Below are 18,084 nucleotides of genomic sequence, written 5' to 3'. Positions count from 1 at the left end.
TGACATGTGCACCATCCGACATTCGATCAAACGCAGCGCGAGGCTGTTATCGGCCACCGTCCTGACGGTGGTGTGCCTGAACGCCTGGGCCGACACGATGCAGGTGGTCACCGAAGACTCGTCCTATAGCTGGCTGCAGGACGGCAAGGTCACCGGCCCCGCCAGCGAGATCGTCGAAAAAACCCTGAATGATGCCGGGCTGAAGGACTACCACATGGCCCTCTACCCGTGGGCTCGGGCTTATGACATGGCGCGGCTGGAACCCAACGTGGTGATTTACCCGATGATCCGTAACGTCGAGCGCGAGGCGTTGTTTCACTGGGTGGGCGAGCTGGAACCGGTGACGCAATTGTTCTACCGGCTGCGCACGCGCCCTGATGTGCTGGTCGGCGCGTTGCAGGACGCGCGCAACTACACCGTCGGCGTGGTCCGGGACGACGCGCGCCAGCAATACCTCGAGAGCCAGCATTTCAGCAAAATAGTGGTCTCCGCCAACAACCTCGACAACCTGCGCAAACTGCTTAGCGGCCAGGTGGCGCTTGTGCCCATGCCTGAACGCGAAGCCCGCGAGCAATGCCGGGATCTGAACGTGCCGTTCGATCTGTTGGAAAGCGTGTACACCATCAACGACCTTTCCCAAAGCCTCTACCTCGCCCTCAGCCTGAAAACCCCGCCGGACACCGTGAAACGGGTGACCGAGGCGTTTGCCCGGTTGAAAGCAGACGGGACAGTGGCCAAGGCGCTGGCGCAGTGAAGAAACACCGCTGACGGTGTGCCGCCGTGTGGAGAGGCACGCGCCAGTGCGGACCTCGGCTGCCGCTGGCACTGGCACTGGCGCAAAACCGATGGATGCCGACGTTTCACACCATCGGCAGTGTGCGAAAAATCGCTAACGCCTCGGCTTCGGCCGTGAACGTCGCCAGCGCGGGAAAATCGTCCGCGCCGACCGTATCCGACGCTACTAACTGGATGAACGACCAGCCCACCGCAATGCTGATCCCGTCCTGCCCGATCGTCACGCCTGCGCTGCACGGCTGCGCCAGCAACTCCCGCTCCAACTCTCCGCAGGCGGTGCGCAACTGCTCACTGACCCGCTCAAGCCACGGGGCGTGCTGACGCTCGGTTGGCCGCAGGTTGCGTTCGTAATGGATCTGCACCGCCTTTTCATACGCCACCAACGCCAAGCCTGTCAGGCGCAGGGTCCGCGTCCGTTCCGGGAGCGTCGACGGCATCAACCCCCTGCCCGGCCCTATCCAGCACTCGAGGTAATCCAGAATCAGGCTCGACTCCATCAACACCTCGCCCTCATCGGTAATGAACGTCGGCGCCTTGACCACCGGATTGAGCGCCCTGAACCGCTCCATTTCACGAAACACCGAGACCGACTCATGCTCAAACGCAACCCCCAGGCGTTTCAGGCTGACCGCCACTCGCCGTACGTACGGCGAATCCAGCATTCCGATGAGTTTCATCCACACTCTCCCGTACGTATTGAGACCCTGATCAAGTGCGACGCCAACCCCTGGCAGGATCGCCTAGGTTCGCGGCCGCAACGTTCGCTGCCGAAAACATTTCACGCGCTCACATGCCGTCTACGCTGTGTTCACAAAGTCTTCACAATCGTTCTGAAAAACTCCGCGCGTCTTTGGTTCTCCATCAACCCGCCTGCCCTCTTCGGCAGGTCCGTCTGACATGCACGTCGCAGGGACCGCTCGACGTGAAAGACACGTTCAGACCTGCCCCGAGTCGCGCTATATGGAAATACGTTCGAAGCTGCCTGCCGTGACCTCCACTCGCCTAGTCATGCTGTTTTCCCTGTGTCTTGTAGCGTTTTACAACCTTGCCACCTGGCACGCGCTGGTCAGCCTGACCCAACTCCAGGGCCTCAAGGTCGTCGCGTTTTATGTCTCGTTCGCGTTTTTCCTATGGGCAGCCATCACACTGCTATTGACCCCTTTGTCCTTCCGACCGACGCTCAAGCCAGCGCTCAGTCTGGTGGCGCTGTGTTCGGCGGCGGCCGCGTATTTCATGAACACCTACGGCATCTCCATTGACACGGTGATGATGCAGAATGTTCTGGAAACCAACCCCGGCGAAGCCAAGGCCCTGCTCAGCATCAAGCTGTTCCTTTATATGGGTCTGCTGGGCGTCTTGCCGACGGCAGTGATCTGGGCGGTGCCGGTCACCTATCGCCGCGTGCTGCCGGGTCTCATCAACAAAGTGCTGGTGTGCCTCGGTTGCGGTGTGGTGATGACCGCGGCGATCGCGCCTTTCTACTCGACCTATGCGCCGATCTTTCGCAACGAGGACGAGTTGACCCACTTCATCAACCCGACCAACTACATCTACGCCCTCGGCAAACTGACCAAGCAAACCGTAGCGATCAAGGAAACGGTGAAGGTCCAGCCCGTGGGCACCGACTCCGTCCTCAGCCTTGAAGCACAACAGCGTCCGAAGAAAAGCCTGATGATCTTCGTCGTCGGTGAAACCGCCCGCGCCGACCACTTCTCGCTCAACGGCTACGGGCGCGAGACCAACCCCGAATTGAAGAAGCAGGACATTCTCAACTTCACCCAGGTCGCCTCATGCGGCACGTCAACGGCGGTATCGGTACCGTGCATGTTCTCCAAATTCCCTCGCACCGATTACAGCGACAAGAAAGGCAAGACCTACGAGGGCCTGCTGGACATGTTGCAACGTGCTGGCCTGAGCGTGCTGTGGCTGGACAACAACAGCGACTGCAAAGGCACCTGTCTGCGTGTGCCCCATAGCGACATCCCGAAAAACCAGCCCAGCCCTTTCTGCGATGGCCAGAACTGCCTGGATGAATCGCTGCTGGTGGGGCTGCAGGACTACATCGATTCGCTGAAGGACAATGCGATCATCGTCTTGCATTCCGATGGCAGCCATGGCCCGGAATACTACGACCGCTACCCCACATCCATGGAGCGGTTCACGCCGGTCTGCCACACCAACCAGTTGGGCAGTTGCACGTCGGACGAGCTGAAAAACGTCTACGACAACACGATTCTCTACACCGATCATTTCCTGGCGCAGACCATCGAGTTGCTCAAGCGCAATCAGGACAAGGTCGACACCTCGATGATCTACGTCTCGGACCACGGCGAGTCTCTGGGGGAAAACGGCATCTACCTGCACGCTGCGCCCTACGCCATCGCCCCCGCCGCGCAAACGCACGTGCCTATGGTCATGTGGTTCGGTAACGCGACACTGGAGGATGCCGGCATTGATCGCGGCTGCCTGGCCGCCAAGCAACACCAGCCCGACCTGAGCCACGACAACCTGTTTCATTCGGTGCTGAGCCTGCTTGGCGTCAACACCCAGGAATACCAGCCGGCCCTGGATATCTTTCACAGTTGCAAACGCAGCCAAGGGTGACGCGAATGCTGCAGGGCTCGAGGTTGGTGGGTCTGCGTTGCAACGCCGAAACCGGGCGCTCAGGGGTTGCTGCCGCTTCGCGCCAGATCGCGGGCATCCAGCGCCCAGACGCCCGCGGCTTAAGCGGGCATGGCGTCAGGCAAACCGGGTGTCTAATCCTTCGCCTGGGACAGCGGGCGCGCCACCTCTTCCAATGATTTACGCTCAGAGGCCACCCCCCAAATCGCCTGCACTGCCGCCGCGAGCAGCATCAAGGCCGCGCCGATCAGGTAGCCGATGAATACCGGTCCGCGCTCGTGGCTGTCGATCAGCTCGCCAAACAGGGTCGGCCCGACGATACCTCCCAACGCGGTGCCGAAGGCATAGAACACTGCAATCGCCAGTGCGCGGATTTCCAGCGGGAAGGTCTCGGCCACGGTCAGGTAAGCAGAGCTGGCAGCCGCCGACGCGAAGAAGAAAATGACCATCCATGCGATGGCCTGTTGCGTGACGTTGAGCACCCCCTGCTCGAACAGGTAACCACTGATGGTCAACAATACGGCCGACACCGCGTACGTCAGGCTGATCATCACCCGGCGCCCGACCACGTCGAACAGCCTGCCGAGCAGCAGCGGTCCGCAGAAATTCCCCAACGCCAGCGGCAGCACGTACCAGCCGATGGACGCCGACGGCACCTGATAGAACTCGGTGAGGACCAAGGCGTAGGTGAAGAAGATCGCGTTGTAGAAAAACGCCTGCGCGGTGAGCAACGTGAGGCCCACCAGCGCCCGCTGGCGATAGGTGTTGAAAAGGGTGTCGAAGATTTCCCGCAGCGGCGTGTGATCCCGGGCGTGCAGGCGCAAGGTCTTTCCAGCGGGCGGCGGCAGGTCATGGCCCTGCTCACGGAAGCGGTTTTCGATGTCTTCGACGATCGCTTTCGCTTCTTCCGCCTGCCCGTGGATCAGCAACCAACGCGGACTTTCCGGCAACCACAGGCGCATCACCAGAATCACCAGCCCGAGCGCCGCGCCGATGCCAAAACACAGACGCCAGCCCAGATCGCCGCCGATCCAGCTGGCGTCCAGCAGAATGATGGAACCGCCTGCTCCCAACGCCGCGCCGATCCAGAACGTGCCGTTGATCGTCAGGTCCACCCAGCCGCGAAACCGGGCGGGGGTGAATTCTTGGATGGTCGAATTGATCGCGGTGTACTCGCCGCCGATGCCCATCCCGGTCAGAAACCGGAACAGCATGAAGCTCCACAGGCTGAACGAAAAAGCGGTAGCCGCCGTGGCGCAGATGTACAGGGCCAGGGTGATAAAAAACAGCTTGCGCCGCCCCAGACGGTCAGTCAGCCAGCCGAAAAACAACGCACCCAGCACCGCGCCGCAGATGTAGGCGCCACCGGCCAGGCCAATGTCGGCGTTGGTCAGGTGCAACACCGGGCTCTCTTTCAACGCCCCGGACACCGACCCCGCCAGCGTGACCTCCAGACCGTCGAGCAGCCAAGTGATGCCGAGGGCAAACACCAGCAACGTGTGAAACCGACCCCACGGCAGACGATCCAGTCGCGCTGTAAGATCGGTTTCGAATACCGTGCCCCGGGTCTGGTCGGTGGCTGAATCAACGTCCGCGACGCTCATGGCGAATCCCTGCTCCACAGATCGAAATGATCTGAGGGTGAGAGCGCAAGGGCCGCGTATGAGTTCAGCGAATTCCCTCACCCCCTTCGCGTCACCCACGTTCATGCAATCCGTCTGCTACCACTGTCGGCACCCCGTTACGCCTGACACACCGCTTGCACAGGATTTGCTGCCGCTGCGCGCCAGATCGCTGCCGTCGTGCCTCCGGCGTCTCCTACGGGTCATGTGGTGTACAAGGGTTTGGTGATTACCCTGCTGCCGCATCGGAGGGGTTCACATCTCCTGACACGCTGAACATCTGTAGGAGCCGCCGGAGGAACGACGGCAGCGATGACGGCCTATCGGTCGCCAACGATTTCCTTGGCTCACCACCGTCGATACCGCGTTACCCCTGACACACCGCATGCACAGGATTTGCTGCCGCTGCGCGCCAGGTCGCTGCCATCGTGCCTCCGGCGTCTCCTACGGGTCATGGGGTGTACAAGGGTTTGGTGATTACCTTGCCGCCGCATCGGAGGCGTACACGTCTTCTGGCACGCTGAATTCCTTGTAGGAAATGCGCAGGCACGACATCAGCGATCAGTCGCTCGCCTGAGGCCCCACCATCCGTTCAGGCTGTACCAAGCGCTCATATTCCTGCGCTGTTACGAACCCCAGCGCCACCGCTGCGGCCTTGGGAGACAGTCCCTCCGCTGCGGCTTTACGGGTGATCTGCGCTACCTGGTCATAACCCAGAACGGGGTTGAGCACGGTGGCCATGAGCAGCGCGTTCTCTACGTTGTGCGCCAGCTGCGGATGGTTGAGCTCCAGCCCCTTGATCAATTTTTCGGTGAAGATGCCCACGCAATGCGCCAGCACCCCAATGGATTGCAGCACGTTGTGAATCAGCACCGGCTTGGCGACGTTCAGCTCGAATGCGCTGGACGCTCCGGCGAGGGTCACGGTCGTGTGGTTGCCCATGACCTGCATCGCTGCCTGCACCAGCACTTCGGCCAACGTGGGATTGCGTTTGCCCGGCATGATCGAGGACGTCAGCCCGTCATCAGGCAACAGCAATTCCGCCAGGCCACAACGCGGACCGGACCCTAGCAGACGAATGTCGTTGCCGATCTTGCTCAATGACACCGCGAGGACGTTCAGCGCCCCTGACACCTCGACCAGCGCGTCGTGAGTGCCCATCCCTTCGAACTTGCTCGGGTTCGGCACGAAAGGCTCGCCGGTCAGCGCACTGAGCTCTTCGCAGAACGCCTGATCGAATCCTTCCGGCGCATTGAGCCCGGTGCCCACTGCTGTGCCGCCTTGAGGCAACAGGCGCAAGCGCGGCAGGCAGCCATCGATGCGCGCGATGCCGTGGCCGATCTGCCGGGAAAACGCGTCGAAAGCCTGCCCCTGTGTCATCGGCACGGCATCCATCAAGTGGGTGCGACCGATCTTCAGCACCTTCTGCCAACCCTGCGCCTTGTCAGCCAAGGCATCGCGCAGCGCGATCAATGCAGGCCGCAAGTGATCGCGTAACTGCAGCGCCGCCGCCACATGCATCACCGTGGGAAAACTGTCGTTGGAGGATTGCGACCGATTGACGTGATCGTTGGGGTGCACCGGCTGTTTGCCGCCCAATTTCCCGCCCAACGCCTGATTCGCCAAATTGGCGATAACCTCGTTGGCGTTCATGTTGGTTTGGGTGCCAGAGCCGGTCTGCCAGACGGTCAGCGGGAAATGCTCATCGAACGCCCCAGCCGCCACCTGCCCGGCGGCGTCTTCGATCGCTTGAGCGATTGATTCCGACAACGCGCCCAAGCGCCAATTGGCGCGAGCAGCGGCGACTTTTTGCCAACCAAACGCATGAATCAGCCCCGGGGCAAAACGCTCGCCATGATTGCCGAACACCTCCAACGCCCGCTGCGTCTGCGCCCCCCAGTAGCGGTCGGCCGGAATCGCTACCGGGCCGAACGCATCGTTTTCATAACGTACTTCCCTCATAGCGCGGCCCCCGGTGCACGGCCCAGTTCACGCCGGTATTCTTCCTGAGCAGTTTGCTCGGAAAACTCTCCGGCCCATTTAGCGACGACCACCGTGGCGACGCTGTTGCCAATGGTGTTGCAGGTGGCGATGGCCATCGACATGAAGCGGTACACCCCGAATAACAAGGCAAGGCCCTCGGCTGGCAGCACGCCCACGGCGGTCACGGTGGCGGCGAAGACCACGAAGCTGCCGCCCGACACCGCAGCCGCGCCTTTGGACGTCACCAGCATGATGGCGACGATGCCCAGTTGGTGTTCCCAGCTCAGCGGCACGCCGTAGGCATTGGCGATGAACAGAACGCACAGCGACATATAGATAGACGTGCCATCGAGGTTGAACGCATAGCCGGTAGGAAGCACCAGGCCCACGCTTTGTTTCGAGCAGCCAAATTTTTCCAGCTTTTGCAACAGACGGGGCAAGGCGCTTTCGGAGGACGCCGTCCCCAACACGATGAAAATCTCATCCTTGATGTAGTGCAGGAAACGCCACAGGCTGAACCCGGACACCCGACACACCACGCCGAGCACGACGAAAATGAAGAAGAAAATCGCCACGTAGAACATCAGCACCAGGTTGGCCAGCGACATCAAAACAGCGGTGCCATTACTGCCCACTGCGTAGGCCACCGAACCGAAGGCGCCCAGCGGCGCAAACTTCATGATCAGGTTGATGAACTCGAAGAAGCATTCGGAGATCCGGCTCAAGCCCTCTTCGATCACTTCACGCCGCTCAGGTTTGAGAGCCAGCAGCGCGAAGCCGAACAACACCGAGATCACCAGCACCTGCAGCAACTGCCCTCCGGCGAAGGCGCCGACGAAGTTGTCCGGAAAGATCCCGTAGATAAAATCCAGCGTCGACGCCGGGCCATGCCCTTTGGCGACGGCGGCACTGGCAGCGGCAGCGGTGGCGTTGCTGGGATGGGCGTCGTGCATGCCCGAGCCGATCTGCAGCACATTGCCCCAGATCAGGCCGATGGCCAGCGCGACGGTGGACAACACTTCGAAGTAAATCAGCGCACGTAAACCCAGCTTGCCCACGCGTTTGATATCGCCCGCCGAGGCGATGCCGTGCACCACAGTAAAGAACACCAGCGGGGCCACGGCGGTCTTGATCAGCTTGAGAAAGATATCGCCAAGGATCTTGAAACTGGCAGCCAGTTCAGGGGCGATGAAGCCAAAGGCAATCCCGAGGACCATGGCGGCGACCACCTGAAACGTGAGGTCGCGGTAAAACGGTTTCTTACCGGTTGAAGACATGTTGGCGCTCTCATTGTTGTTATGGGCGGAAGTCGAGCGGTCGCAGACATTCGGTGTCGCTCGACGGCTCTCCGTCTGATGCAGTGATTGCAGAAGCCGGTTTGCTGCGGGCGGCGTTACGACGCCATCGGTAGGCCGTCTGAACAGGCGATGCCTGATCTGTCAGCGGCGCCAGCAGGCCGGGTCCCACGGGTTTCTGGTACAGCTCAAACCGTCAGCGTTTTACCGAGCCTTCCTGCGCCAAGGCGCGGTCCACCATCTGCGGCGCCAGTCCGAGGTAGTTGCGGGGGTCGGTCAAGCGCTGCAGCTCGGCGCGGTCGAGGCGTTCAGTCACGGCGCCCTGGGCAATCAGGGCATCGAAAAGGCTGATATGTTCGTCATTGGCCACGCGGCAGGCGGCGTAAACGACATCGTGCGCGACCTGGCGTCCCAAGGCGGGTGCCAAGCCCATCATCACGGCTTCGGCGACAATCAGACCCTGGGTCATGTTGAGGTTTTTCAGCATGCGCTCAGGCCGTACTTCCAGTCCGGCGAGCATGAACTTGGCTTGGCCCAGCGATGCTGCGCTCAGCGCGAAGGCTTCGGGAATGGCGATCCACTCCGCTTGCCAAGGGCCCGTCGAACGCTCGAAATCCTGAATCATCGCGTCGAGCATCAGACCGGCCTGCTGACGCACGCCCTTGGCGGCGGCGTACATCAGCTCGCAGGAAATCGGGTTGCGCTTCTGCGGCATGGTGCTGCTGGCACCACGGCCTTTGACGAACGGTTCGTAGGCTTCACCCAGCTCACTGGTCATCATCATCATGACGTCCAACGCCACCTTGCCCAGCGACGCGGTGACCAGACCAAGGAAGTTCAGGGTTTCGGCCAGACCGTCCCGTGCCACGTGCCAGGTGGCTTGCGGCACACCGAGGCCCAGTTCGGCCATCAACGCCGCTTGCACCTCCAGGCCTTTGTCGCCCAGCGACGCCAGCGTCCCGGCAGCGCCGGCGAACTGACCCACCTCGACCCGCGGGCGCAGCTCGACCAGGCGCTCGGCGTGCCGGTCGAACATGCTCAGCCACACCGCGCACTTGTAGCCGAAGGTGATCGGCAACGCGTGTTGCAGGTGTGTGCGCCCGGCCATCGGCGTGTCGCGGTATGTCCGGGCCAGTCCCGCGAGCAAGCCACGTACGGCCTGAACGTCACGCTCGACCAGCTTCAGCGCGGCACGAATTTGCAAGACCACCGCCGTGTCCATGATGTCCTGGGTAGTCGCGCCCCAGTGCACATAACGTCCGGCGTCGCCGCAGGTCTTCGACAATTGCTCCACCAACGGCAGGATCGGATAGCCGACGATTTCGGTTTCGTGCTGCATCAGCGCCAGGTCCAGGGCATCAAAGGTGGCCTGTTCAGCGATCTGTTCGGCCGCCTCGGCGGGAATCACGCCACAGCGCGCTTCAGCGCGAGCCAAGGCCACTTCGACCTCGATGTAACGCTGGATCAGCGCCTTGTCGGAGAAGACGTCGCGCATTTCGGCGGTGCCGAACATGTCGCGGAACAGTGCGGAATCAAAAACGGTGGTCGACATGGGAAGCGTCTCAAATGTTGTTATTGGCCGTACATATATTTTATGTCCGTACATAATTAATACCCGCTGTCCTGATACACTGTCAACTCGCTGTGGGGAGAGCTCGATGGAAGGCACCAATCAAACGCGTTACGTGGCCGTCGCCAATGACCTGATGGAGCGCATCGCCAATGGGCGTTATCCCGTTGGGTCGTTGTTGCCGACGGAGTTCGAGCTGTGTGCGCTGTATGACGTCAGCCGCCACACCGTTCGCGCAGCGATCATGCAGTTGCAGAATCAGGGGATGGTGTCGCGTCGCAAGCGCGTCGGGACCCGCGTCGAGGCTGACACACCGAGTGGCGGTTACTCACAATCGCTGGCGTCAGTCGCGGATCTGGTGCATGTGGCCGAGACCCACATTCGTGACGTGCAGGACGTTCGGCATTTCGTCGTGGACATTGCTCTGGCGCGGCGTTTGGGGCTCGAACCCGGCTCGCATTGCTTCTGCATGTCGAGCGTCAAAGTGGACGTCAATCAGCGCCAGGCGCCGTTATGCTGGACCGATGTGTACGCCGACGAGAGCTATGCCAGGGTCATCCCGTTGGCTGAAGAAAGCCCAGGCGAATTGATCGCGGCGCTGATCGAGCGCGAATTCGGGCGGCGCATTGATGCGGTGGATCAGCAAGTCCGCCCCGTGCAATTGAACAACGACCTCGCCCACCGCCTGAATGCCGCCGCCGGGTCATTGGGGCTGAACATCATCCGGCAGTATCGCGATGATCAGGGCGGGCTGATCGCTGTGTCGGAGACGGTCTATCCGGATGACCGATTCACGCTGGTCATGCAGATGAAACGGGAACGGCGCGGCTGACAAAAAAAAAGCCCACCAAACGGTGGGCTCTTCTCAGTCAGTGCCACTTACAGATTGAAGACAGTCACCAGCTTGGTGTTCAGGTACGCCTCGATCGCTTCGGTCCCGCCCTCGGAGCCGTAGCCGGAATCCTTGATCCCGCCGAACGGCACTTCCACCAGACCGATGCCCTGATGGTTGATCGACAGCATGCCTGCCTCGATGCGGGTGCTGAGAATGTGCGCGGTCTTCATCGACGTGGTGAACGCATACGAAGCCAGGCCGAATGGCACGCGGTTGGACTCTTTGATAGCGTCTTCGACGGTGTCGAACGGCACGATCAGCGCCACCGGACCGAACGGCTCTTCATTCATGATGCGCATGTCGGGGGTCAAGCCGCTGAGCACGGTCGGCGGGAAGAAATACCCCGGGCCGTCGATCGACGTGCCGCCCGTGTGCAGGGTGGCGCCTTTGTCCGCAGCGTCTTTGACCAGCGACGTCAGTGCCGGGGCACGGCGCTCGTTGGCCAGCGGCCCCATGGTCACGCCCTGCTCCAGGCCGTTGCCGACCTTGACCTCACGGGTCAGGCCGACGAACTTCTCGATGAACTGCTCATAGACGCCGCGCTGGACCAGAATGCGGGTCGGCGACACGCAGACTTGCCCGGCGTTACGGAACTTGGCGCCTGCCAACGTACGGACCGCCAGATCCAGATCGGCGTCATCGAACACCAGGGCCGGTGCATGACCGCCCAGCTCCATGGTGGCGCGCTTCATGTGCTGACCGGCCAGTGCCGCCAATTGCTTGCCCACAGGCGTGGAACCGGTGAAGGTGACTTTCTTGATGGTCGGGTGCGCGATCAAATAGCTGGAAATCTGCGCCGGATCCCCGAAGACCAGACCGATGACACCGGCCGGCACCCCCGCGTCGATGAACGCCCGAATCAACTCGGCAGGCGATGCCGGGGTTTCTTCCGGCGCTTTGACGATGATCGAACACCCCGCCGCCAAGGCCGACGATAGCTTGCGCACCACTTGGTTGATCGGGAAGTTCCAAGGGGTGAAGGCCGCCACCGGACCTACAGGCTCCTTGATCACCTTCTGCTCCACCGAAACGTTGCGCGACGGCACCAGACGGCCGTAGGCACGGCGGCCCTCTTCGGCCAGCCAGTCGATGATGTCGGCAGCGGCGAGGGTTTCCATGCGTGCTTCGGCCAGCGGCTTGCCCTGTTCCTGGGTCATGATGCTGGCGATGGTGTCCGCGCGTTCGCGCATCAGATTGGCCGCTTTCTGCATGATCTTGTAACGGTCATACGCTGGCGTATTGCGCCAGGTGTCGAAACCGCGCTCGGCGGCGGCAAGCGCCTTGTCCAGGTCGGCGATGTCGGCGTGGGCTACGGTGCCGAGGGTGTCGCCGGTGGCCGGGTTGATGACCGGCAGGGTGCGGCCAGCTTCACTGGCGCGCCATTGGCCGTCGATATACAGCTGAACGTCTGGGTACATGAAGAAAACTCCGGGTGCGCCAATTCGAGGCGAGGGAATGGAAAAAGCCAAGCCGAGAAAGTTACAGGCATATACCTTGAACGATCAAGACGAATTCGTAAGACGTCTGATGAGAAAGGTTCAGCCAAGGTGCATCAGCTGCTGCGCATACGCTTTAAGGACCTCGCGCTGCATCATGAAGCTGGCGTACTTGCCTTCGCGGACCGTCGATATCAAACCCGCCCGCTCCAGCTCTTTGGTGTGATGAGACACCGTCGCGGCGCTCACCGGATGAACCTTGAGCAGCTCGGCACAAGGCACGGCCGCTTGAGAGGCGCTGATCTGCAACAGAATCTGGTAACGCCTGCGATCGGCGAGCGCTCGGGAAATGAGGGCCACTTGCTGATCGGTCAATGAAGATTGATGTGCCGTACTCATGAAGATCGTTACACCCCGGTTGAAACCTCCCTGTCGATGCTTCTTGTGATCAAGAGCTGCCTCGAGCGATACCTGACGCCGACTGAAAATCAGGCATCCGTTAGGACGCCGACCGGCGTATCAAGGTTCAGTGGCCACAGAATAAGCGCCTTCTGCATACCCGCGAAGCGTTTTCTGGCATTCTGCGCGCCCTTTTCTCACAGGCCCTACATCGCTCGCGATTCTTTTTTTTGTACACAATATTCTCGAAAATTGTTTTTAGCTGTGTAGACATGTTGTAAAGTCGTCAAACCTGACCCAACAGGCAGCTTTTGTTGTCAGGTCACTATTGCGTCACCTGCAAAGCCCACGACCGAATAAAAACAATTGGCAGGCTAACCATGACCACACCGCAAAACACGTCCCCGTCGCGCCCCGCCGCGAGCCACACCGACCTGATCTACGGCCTCAACGACCGCCCGCACTTCACCGCTGCGGTCTTTGCCGCCTTGCAACACGTGCTGGCCAGCTTCGTCGGCATCATTACGCCAACCCTGATCGTCGGGGGCGTGTTGGGCCTGGACAGTGAAGTGCCCTACCTGATCAGCATGGCGCTGTTCGTGTCAGGCCTGGGTACCTTCGTGCAAGCCAAGCGTTTTGGCCCTATCGGCTCGGGCCTGCTGTGCCTGCAAGGGACCAGCTTTTCCTTCCTCAGCGTGATCCTCAGCGCCGGTTTTCTGGTGAAAAGCCGAGGGGGCGGGACCGAGGAAATCCTCTCGACCATTTTCGGGGTGTGTTTTTGCGCCGCGTTCGTCGAGGTGGTGTTGAGTCAGTTTATCGGGAAGCTGCGCAAGCTGATCACCCCCGTGGTCACCGGCACGATCATCACCTTGATGGGACTGTCCTTGCTCAAGGTGGCGATGACCGACATGGCCGGTGGTTTCGGCGCCGCGGATCTGGGCTCTGCCGCGAACCTCGGCCTGGCGGCATTGGTGCTGGGCACGATCGTGCTGCTCAACCGGTTCAACATTCCGTTGCTGCGTCTTAGCGCAATCATCATCGGCTTGACCCTTGGCTTCGTGGTGGCCTGGTACATGGGCCGCGTGGATTTCGCGCACATGCCGCAGGTGCCGGTGATGAGCATTCCGGTGCCCTTCAAGTACGGTTTTTCGTTCGACCTGCTGGCCTTCATTCCGATTGCCGTGATCTTTCTGGTATCGCCGCTGGAGGCCGCAGGGGATCTGACCGCCAACTCGATGATTTCCCAGCAACCCGTGAGCGGCCCGGTGTACATCCGCCGGATCAAGTCAGGCTTGCTTGCCGATGGCCTCAACTCGGCCATGGCCGCGACCTTCAACAGCCTGCCGATGGTGACCTTCGCCCAGAATAACGGGGTGATCCAGCTGACCGGAGTCGCCAGCCGCTACGTGGCGTTTTTCATCGCCGGGATTCTGGTGTTGCTGGGGCTGTTCCCGATCATCGGCGCGGTGCTGCAACTGATGCCCAAACCGGTGCTGGGCGGCGCAACGCTGATCATGTTCGGCACCGTTGCCGTGGCGGGCATCAAGATCCTCTCCGAAGCGGGTCTGCATCGGCGCAACATGCTGATCGTGGCCATTTCCCTGGGCATGGGCCTCGGCGTGGCGGCGGTGCCGGAGGTGCTGCGCGAACTGCCCAAGGCGCTGCACAATATCTTCGAATCGCCAATCACGGTGGGCGCTTTCTGCGCGATCCTGCTCAATATCTTTCTGCCAGAAGACTTTATAGAAGAAGAGCTCACCGAATTCGACCCGGAAGCCTCGACCGTCAAGGTGTTGCAAGACCCGGCGTCCCCCGGGCAAACAGAACCTCTCCCTTCACACACGGTCGCACAGTTGGAACGCTAGGCTTCAACGAGCGGGAGCTGTCTCTCGCTCTGCCTCGCCACTGGAGCGCCACGATGCCGCAACGCCCGATTCGCACTTTGTTCACCTGTTTGCTGTTACTGGCGTTGAGCGCCTGCGCCCTGTTCCCCAACCGCGACCCGCTGAACATCAATGTCGTGGGCATCGAACCTCTGCCAGGGCAAGACCTGGAGATTCGGTTTGCGGTCAAACTGCGCCTGCAAAACCCCAACGACGTCGACATCCCGTATGACGGCGTGGCGTTGAATCTGGACGTCAATGGCAAGCTGCTGGCCTCGGGTGTCAGCGATCAAAAAGGCACGATCACGCGGTTCTCGGAGGGTGTGCTGACGGTGCCGGTAACGGTCTCGGCGTTTGCGGCGCTTCGCCAGGCCGTAGGGCTGACCGAGCAACAAAGGCTGGACAACCTGCCCTACGAATTGCACGGCAAACTGGCAGGCGGGCTGTTCGGGACAACGCGCTTTTACGACAGCGGCACGCTGAGTCTGCCGCAGCCGGCGAGCGGCAGTTGGTAACCGCGCACCGCTCAGCCGCTATCCCCGCTGGACAGCCTGCGCTGCTCGCGTGATCGAGCAGGCCCTCAGGCCCGGGCGGCAGCGACCAGCCGGTTGACCTCGGCGCGCACCATGTTGGCGTATTCAGGCGGGGACATGGCGTCGAGCTCCGAGCGGACCCACTCCGACCATTTGCCCTTGCGCTTGGCGCGCTCCCCCATCAGCCGGGCGGCTTCGCCCTTGGCCTTGCCCAGATTGCTCTGCCAAAGGTCGAACAGACGGGATTTCTCGTCCTCGATTTCAGCGCGCTCGGCGAGAGACTTAGTGGCCAGGTTGAAACTCATGACGGTTACCTCTGTGTTCAAAAAACGGAGCCGGACGTTGGCTCAAAAGCGTCAGCATCTTACACCCGCTTGCCGCCGACGCCCGACCACATTCGTCGCCATTTTTGCCGAGGGCTGGAAATACCCTGCAACTTTTCCCGGCCCATGCGACTCCATTGCTCACTGCCATTATCAACTGAAAGGAAATTTGCCATGGCTCGTAAAACTGCTGCCCAAAACGCCGCCGAACAGATCCAGGATCAAGCGTTCAGCGAACTGGCGGCCCTGATCGAAGAGTCCGACAAACTGCTCAAGGACAGCGCATCGTTGGTGGGCGAAGAGGCAGAAACCGTACGTGCCCAACTGAGCCTGAAACTCAAACAGGCCGTTGACTCCCTGAGCAGCGTTCGTGACAAGACCAAGCCCGCCGTTCAGGCGACCGAGACCTACATCGGTGGCCACCCATGGCAAACCGTTGCCGTGTCCGCCGGTTTCGGTCTGGTGGTCGGCCTGTTGCTCGGTCGCCGCTGAGCCGCTCTGGCCGACTTCGTTGCAACGAGCGCGCGTCACCGACGGTAGGCGCCAGCTCTTGAACGCAAAGGGTCAAGTGTGGCCATGCCCATTGACCCACCGCTCGCGCCGGCCAGCCGGTGCGCAGTCCATTCCCGGCGCCCCTCCCCACCGCGGCTAATTCGCAGGTCAGCCCTGACGCTGCGGCACCACCGCTTGCAGCAATTTCCCGAAATAATCTGCGGTAAACGCTAGAGGCTCCGAATCCTTGACGCCGACGGACTTCTTCAGCAGCCAATCGCGACGCATGGGATCCAGTTGCAGGGTGTATTTCTCCTGCCCGTGCAGACTCAAGCCCGCCACCGCAAGGCTCACCTGCCCTTTCGAACCCATGGCCTCGGGCACAAAGGCGACCTCATGACCGCCCAGAAAAAAGCTCATGCGCCGGGTCATGAAAGGTGAGTTCTCGTCAGGGTAACCCCTGCCTTGTGCCAAGTGCGGCTCATACTCGAAATGGGTCTGCTGCGCATCGACCAATGGCTGCAGCCAGCTCTCTACCTGCGCGTAAAGTGCGTCGATACTGGCATTCCACTGTGCCAGGTCATCCTGAAAACGTTGCTGTTTCTGTTCTTCGTAGCGCTGATTGGCCGCCAGCAATTCGCTGAGGCGTTGAATCTCGTCCATAACGGCGATTCCCGGTTCACGCACCCGAGTATTCGAATGCGTGAAGGCAGGGTGGCACAGCCACGTCGGGGTGTCGCGGCAGATCGTCGAACGATCAGGATTTAGGCGGGATCACTTCCAGTTGCGACAGGCGATGGCCCTTGACCAACGCGGCATCAATGTCGGCTTTGGCCTTTTCGGCCACGGCTTGCGACTCGAACGGACCGATCATGACGACTTCCTTGCCATCGACCTTGACCACGTACGAAGGATAATGGTGCTCGACCAGCCAATAAGCCATGTCGCTCAGGGCTTCTTTCAAATGGACGCGAATGGTCCACTGCGACGAAGCCGGGGTGGGTGCTTCTGCCACCGAATCCGTGCTCGGAACATTCGCCGGCGTCGCCGGTTTGCCACCATCGCAGCCCGCCAGCATCAGCACCGCCACCATCATTGCCATCTTGCGCACGTCTGTCGCTCCTCGTTTGAAGTGGCGAGAGTCTACCACCGGGGATCGTCGCGGGTTGTCTGTGTTGTTCAACGGCTTCAACAAAAAGCCGCCCGTTGAGGCGGCTTTCGGTACCGGTCTGGCCATGGCGCGTTTTGGGATTGATGCGAGCCAATCAACCCATCACACGACTTGATCCCCGAGCCAAGTGGGTCGACACGGTGTGAATCAGTTGAATGGTCTGCCTCAGGCTCCGGCGGGGACGCTCATCCCTCCATCCGCCATGACGACGGCGCCCAAAATGTAGGATGCCCGCTCCGATGCCAGGAACGTCACGACCTCAGCGATTTCCTCGGGCTGAGCTGCACGTTTGATCGGCGTCTTTTCGCCGTGCCGGGCGAGGAATTGCGGACCGTCTTCTACAACCTCGTTGAGGATATTGGTCACCACATCTCCGGAGCCGACTGCGTTGACGCGTATGCCATAGTCAATAACCTCCAAAGCCAATGTACGCGTCAGCTGGGCCAGCGCACCTTTCGACGCGGTATAAGCCGCAATCGTAGGAAACGCCTGGTAAGCCGCATAGGACGCGATGTTGACAATGGCTCCCGTTCGGTTCGGGATCATCGCTTTTATGGCTTCCCGAGCATGTAAAAATGCGGCCGTGACATTGACGGCCTGGATCCGCTCCCAGTCATCGCGTGTCATGTCCACGACCAGTTTATTGATGATGATCCCGGCATTGTTGACCAATATATCCAGACCACCAAAGTGCGCGATCGCTGTCGCCACTGCTGTTTCGGCAGCGCCATCTTCAGTGATATCCGCAATCAATGGGACCAGGCCGGGCCGGGCCAGTTGATCGACTGTCGGACTTTTGTCTTCAGCTACCACTTTAGCCCCACGCTCATGCAGCATCAGGGCGACAGCTCGGCCAATCCCACTCGCTGCACCGGTCACCAGCGCCACCCGCCCTTCGAATTCACTGCGTGTATCAGTCGTCATCTTTCTCTCCAGAAAAGGCATCCAGCCGCAACCGCTACGGCTGTAGACGACGACACCTTCTCCCATTCTGTCGTGCCGATCTGCCGCAGTCTTGCCGGACTGTCGGGATTTTGCTTTTAGTCACCTCGACTCGCTACGCTG

At 60.9% G+C, this 18,084-nt stretch carries 17 protein-coding genes; 6 read left to right on the top strand and 11 right to left on the bottom strand.

Going from position 1 to position 18,084, the window contains the following annotated elements; genetic code table 11:
- The first annotated feature begins 4 nt into the window (after positions 1–4).
- Positions 5–754 carry a substrate-binding periplasmic protein gene (locus tag B3N48_RS08250; protein ID WP_296181933.1) on the top strand — a complete coding sequence of 250 codons (750 nt, stop codon included), beginning with the start codon at positions 5–7 and terminating at the stop codon, positions 752–754.
- Between the two features lie 106 nt (positions 755–860).
- On the opposite strand, the gene B3N48_RS08245 is transcribed toward B3N48_RS08250, so the two are convergent.
- Positions 861–1,472: a glutathione S-transferase family protein gene (locus B3N48_RS08245; protein ID WP_296181930.1), complete on the bottom strand. Its 612-nt coding sequence runs from the start codon at positions 1,470–1,472 to the stop codon at positions 861–863.
- A gap of 283 nt (positions 1,473–1,755) precedes the next feature.
- Here B3N48_RS08245 and B3N48_RS08240 point away from each other — a divergent pair, with 283 nt between their 5' ends.
- Positions 1,756–3,399 (top strand): phosphoethanolamine transferase, encoded by a 1,644-nt coding sequence (locus B3N48_RS08240; RefSeq protein WP_296181928.1) that lies wholly within the window; start codon positions 1,756–1,758, stop codon positions 3,397–3,399.
- A 152-nt stretch (positions 3,400–3,551) separates the two neighbouring features.
- On the opposite strand, the gene B3N48_RS08235 is transcribed toward B3N48_RS08240, so the two are convergent.
- From B3N48_RS08235 to B3N48_RS08220, 4 genes are all read right to left on the bottom strand, one after another.
- Positions 3,552–5,021 (bottom strand): MFS transporter, encoded by a 1,470-nt coding sequence (locus B3N48_RS08235; RefSeq protein WP_296181925.1) that lies wholly within the window; start codon positions 5,019–5,021, stop codon positions 3,552–3,554.
- Between the two features lie 579 nt (positions 5,022–5,600).
- Positions 5,601–7,001: a class II fumarate hydratase gene (locus B3N48_RS08230; protein ID WP_296181922.1), complete on the bottom strand. Its 1,401-nt coding sequence runs from the start codon at positions 6,999–7,001 to the stop codon at positions 5,601–5,603.
- Entirely contained in the window at positions 6,998–8,299 is a 1,302-nt protein-coding gene (gene dctA / locus B3N48_RS08225; RefSeq protein ID WP_296181919.1) for a C4-dicarboxylate transporter DctA, read from the bottom strand. The genes B3N48_RS08230 and dctA overlap by 4 nt, the downstream gene beginning before the upstream one ends.
- A gap of 214 nt (positions 8,300–8,513) precedes the next feature.
- Positions 8,514–9,869 carry a class-II fumarase/aspartase family protein gene (locus B3N48_RS08220; RefSeq protein WP_296181918.1) on the bottom strand — a complete coding sequence of 452 codons (1,356 nt, stop codon included), beginning with the start codon at positions 9,867–9,869 and terminating at the stop codon, positions 8,514–8,516.
- Positions 9,870–9,975: 106 nt separating this feature from the next.
- Between B3N48_RS08220 and B3N48_RS08215 the strand changes: the two genes are divergently transcribed.
- Positions 9,976–10,719, top strand: coding sequence for a GntR family transcriptional regulator (locus B3N48_RS08215; protein ID WP_296181915.1), 744 nt, complete (start codon positions 9,976–9,978; stop codon positions 10,717–10,719).
- 47 nt (positions 10,720–10,766) lie between these two features.
- Here the strand turns inward: B3N48_RS08215 and B3N48_RS08210 are convergent, their stop codons facing one another.
- Both B3N48_RS08210 and B3N48_RS08205 read right to left on the bottom strand, forming a co-directional pair.
- Complete coding sequence (locus B3N48_RS08210; protein ID WP_296181913.1) at positions 10,767–12,200, bottom strand: NAD-dependent succinate-semialdehyde dehydrogenase; 1,434 nt, start codon at positions 12,198–12,200, stop codon at positions 10,767–10,769.
- A 120-nt stretch (positions 12,201–12,320) separates the two neighbouring features.
- Positions 12,321–12,617, bottom strand: a complete 297-nt coding sequence (locus tag B3N48_RS08205) for an ArsR/SmtB family transcription factor (RefSeq protein WP_296181910.1) — start codon at positions 12,615–12,617, stop codon at positions 12,321–12,323.
- Between the two features lie 380 nt (positions 12,618–12,997).
- On the opposite strand from B3N48_RS08205, the gene B3N48_RS08200 reads away from it, so the two are divergent.
- The gene (locus tag B3N48_RS08200) at positions 12,998–14,482 is read left to right on the top strand and encodes a nucleobase:cation symporter-2 family protein (RefSeq protein WP_296181908.1); all 1,485 of its coding nucleotides are present in this window, start codon (positions 12,998–13,000) and stop codon (positions 14,480–14,482) included.
- A 53-nt stretch (positions 14,483–14,535) separates the two neighbouring features.
- The gene (locus B3N48_RS08195) at positions 14,536–15,015 is read left to right on the top strand and encodes an LEA type 2 family protein (protein WP_296181907.1); all 480 of its coding nucleotides are present in this window, start codon (positions 14,536–14,538) and stop codon (positions 15,013–15,015) included.
- A gap of 65 nt (positions 15,016–15,080) precedes the next feature.
- Here the strand turns inward: B3N48_RS08195 and B3N48_RS08190 are convergent, their stop codons facing one another.
- On the bottom strand, positions 15,081–15,338 hold the full coding sequence (locus B3N48_RS08190; RefSeq protein ID WP_296181905.1) for a hypothetical protein: 258 nt from the start codon (positions 15,336–15,338) through the stop codon (positions 15,081–15,083).
- A gap of 192 nt (positions 15,339–15,530) precedes the next feature.
- On the opposite strand from B3N48_RS08190, the gene B3N48_RS08185 reads away from it, so the two are divergent.
- Positions 15,531–15,848, top strand: coding sequence for a DUF883 family protein (locus tag B3N48_RS08185; protein ID WP_296181903.1), 318 nt, complete (start codon positions 15,531–15,533; stop codon positions 15,846–15,848).
- Between the two features lie 168 nt (positions 15,849–16,016).
- Here the strand turns inward: B3N48_RS08185 and B3N48_RS08180 are convergent, their stop codons facing one another.
- The 3 genes from B3N48_RS08180 to B3N48_RS08170 form a co-directional block, all read right to left on the bottom strand.
- The gene (locus B3N48_RS08180; protein ID WP_296181902.1) at positions 16,017–16,511 is read right to left on the bottom strand and encodes a hypothetical protein; all 495 of its coding nucleotides are present in this window, start codon (positions 16,509–16,511) and stop codon (positions 16,017–16,019) included.
- Between the two features lie 94 nt (positions 16,512–16,605).
- Complete coding sequence (locus tag B3N48_RS08175; RefSeq protein WP_296181899.1) at positions 16,606–16,959, bottom strand: SPOR domain-containing protein; 354 nt, start codon at positions 16,957–16,959, stop codon at positions 16,606–16,608.
- 225 nt (positions 16,960–17,184) lie between these two features.
- Positions 17,185–17,943: an SDR family NAD(P)-dependent oxidoreductase gene (locus B3N48_RS08170; RefSeq protein ID WP_296181898.1), complete on the bottom strand. Its 759-nt coding sequence runs from the start codon at positions 17,941–17,943 to the stop codon at positions 17,185–17,187.
- Positions 17,944–18,084 lie beyond the last annotated feature (141 nt).

This window comes from Pseudomonas sp. UBA1879, from assembly GCF_002338065.1.
GTDB lineage: Bacteria > Pseudomonadota > Gammaproteobacteria > Pseudomonadales > Pseudomonadaceae > Aquipseudomonas.
The sequence above is the reverse complement of the archived record's forward strand: the minus strand, read 5'-3'. Positions and strand labels throughout refer to the sequence as shown.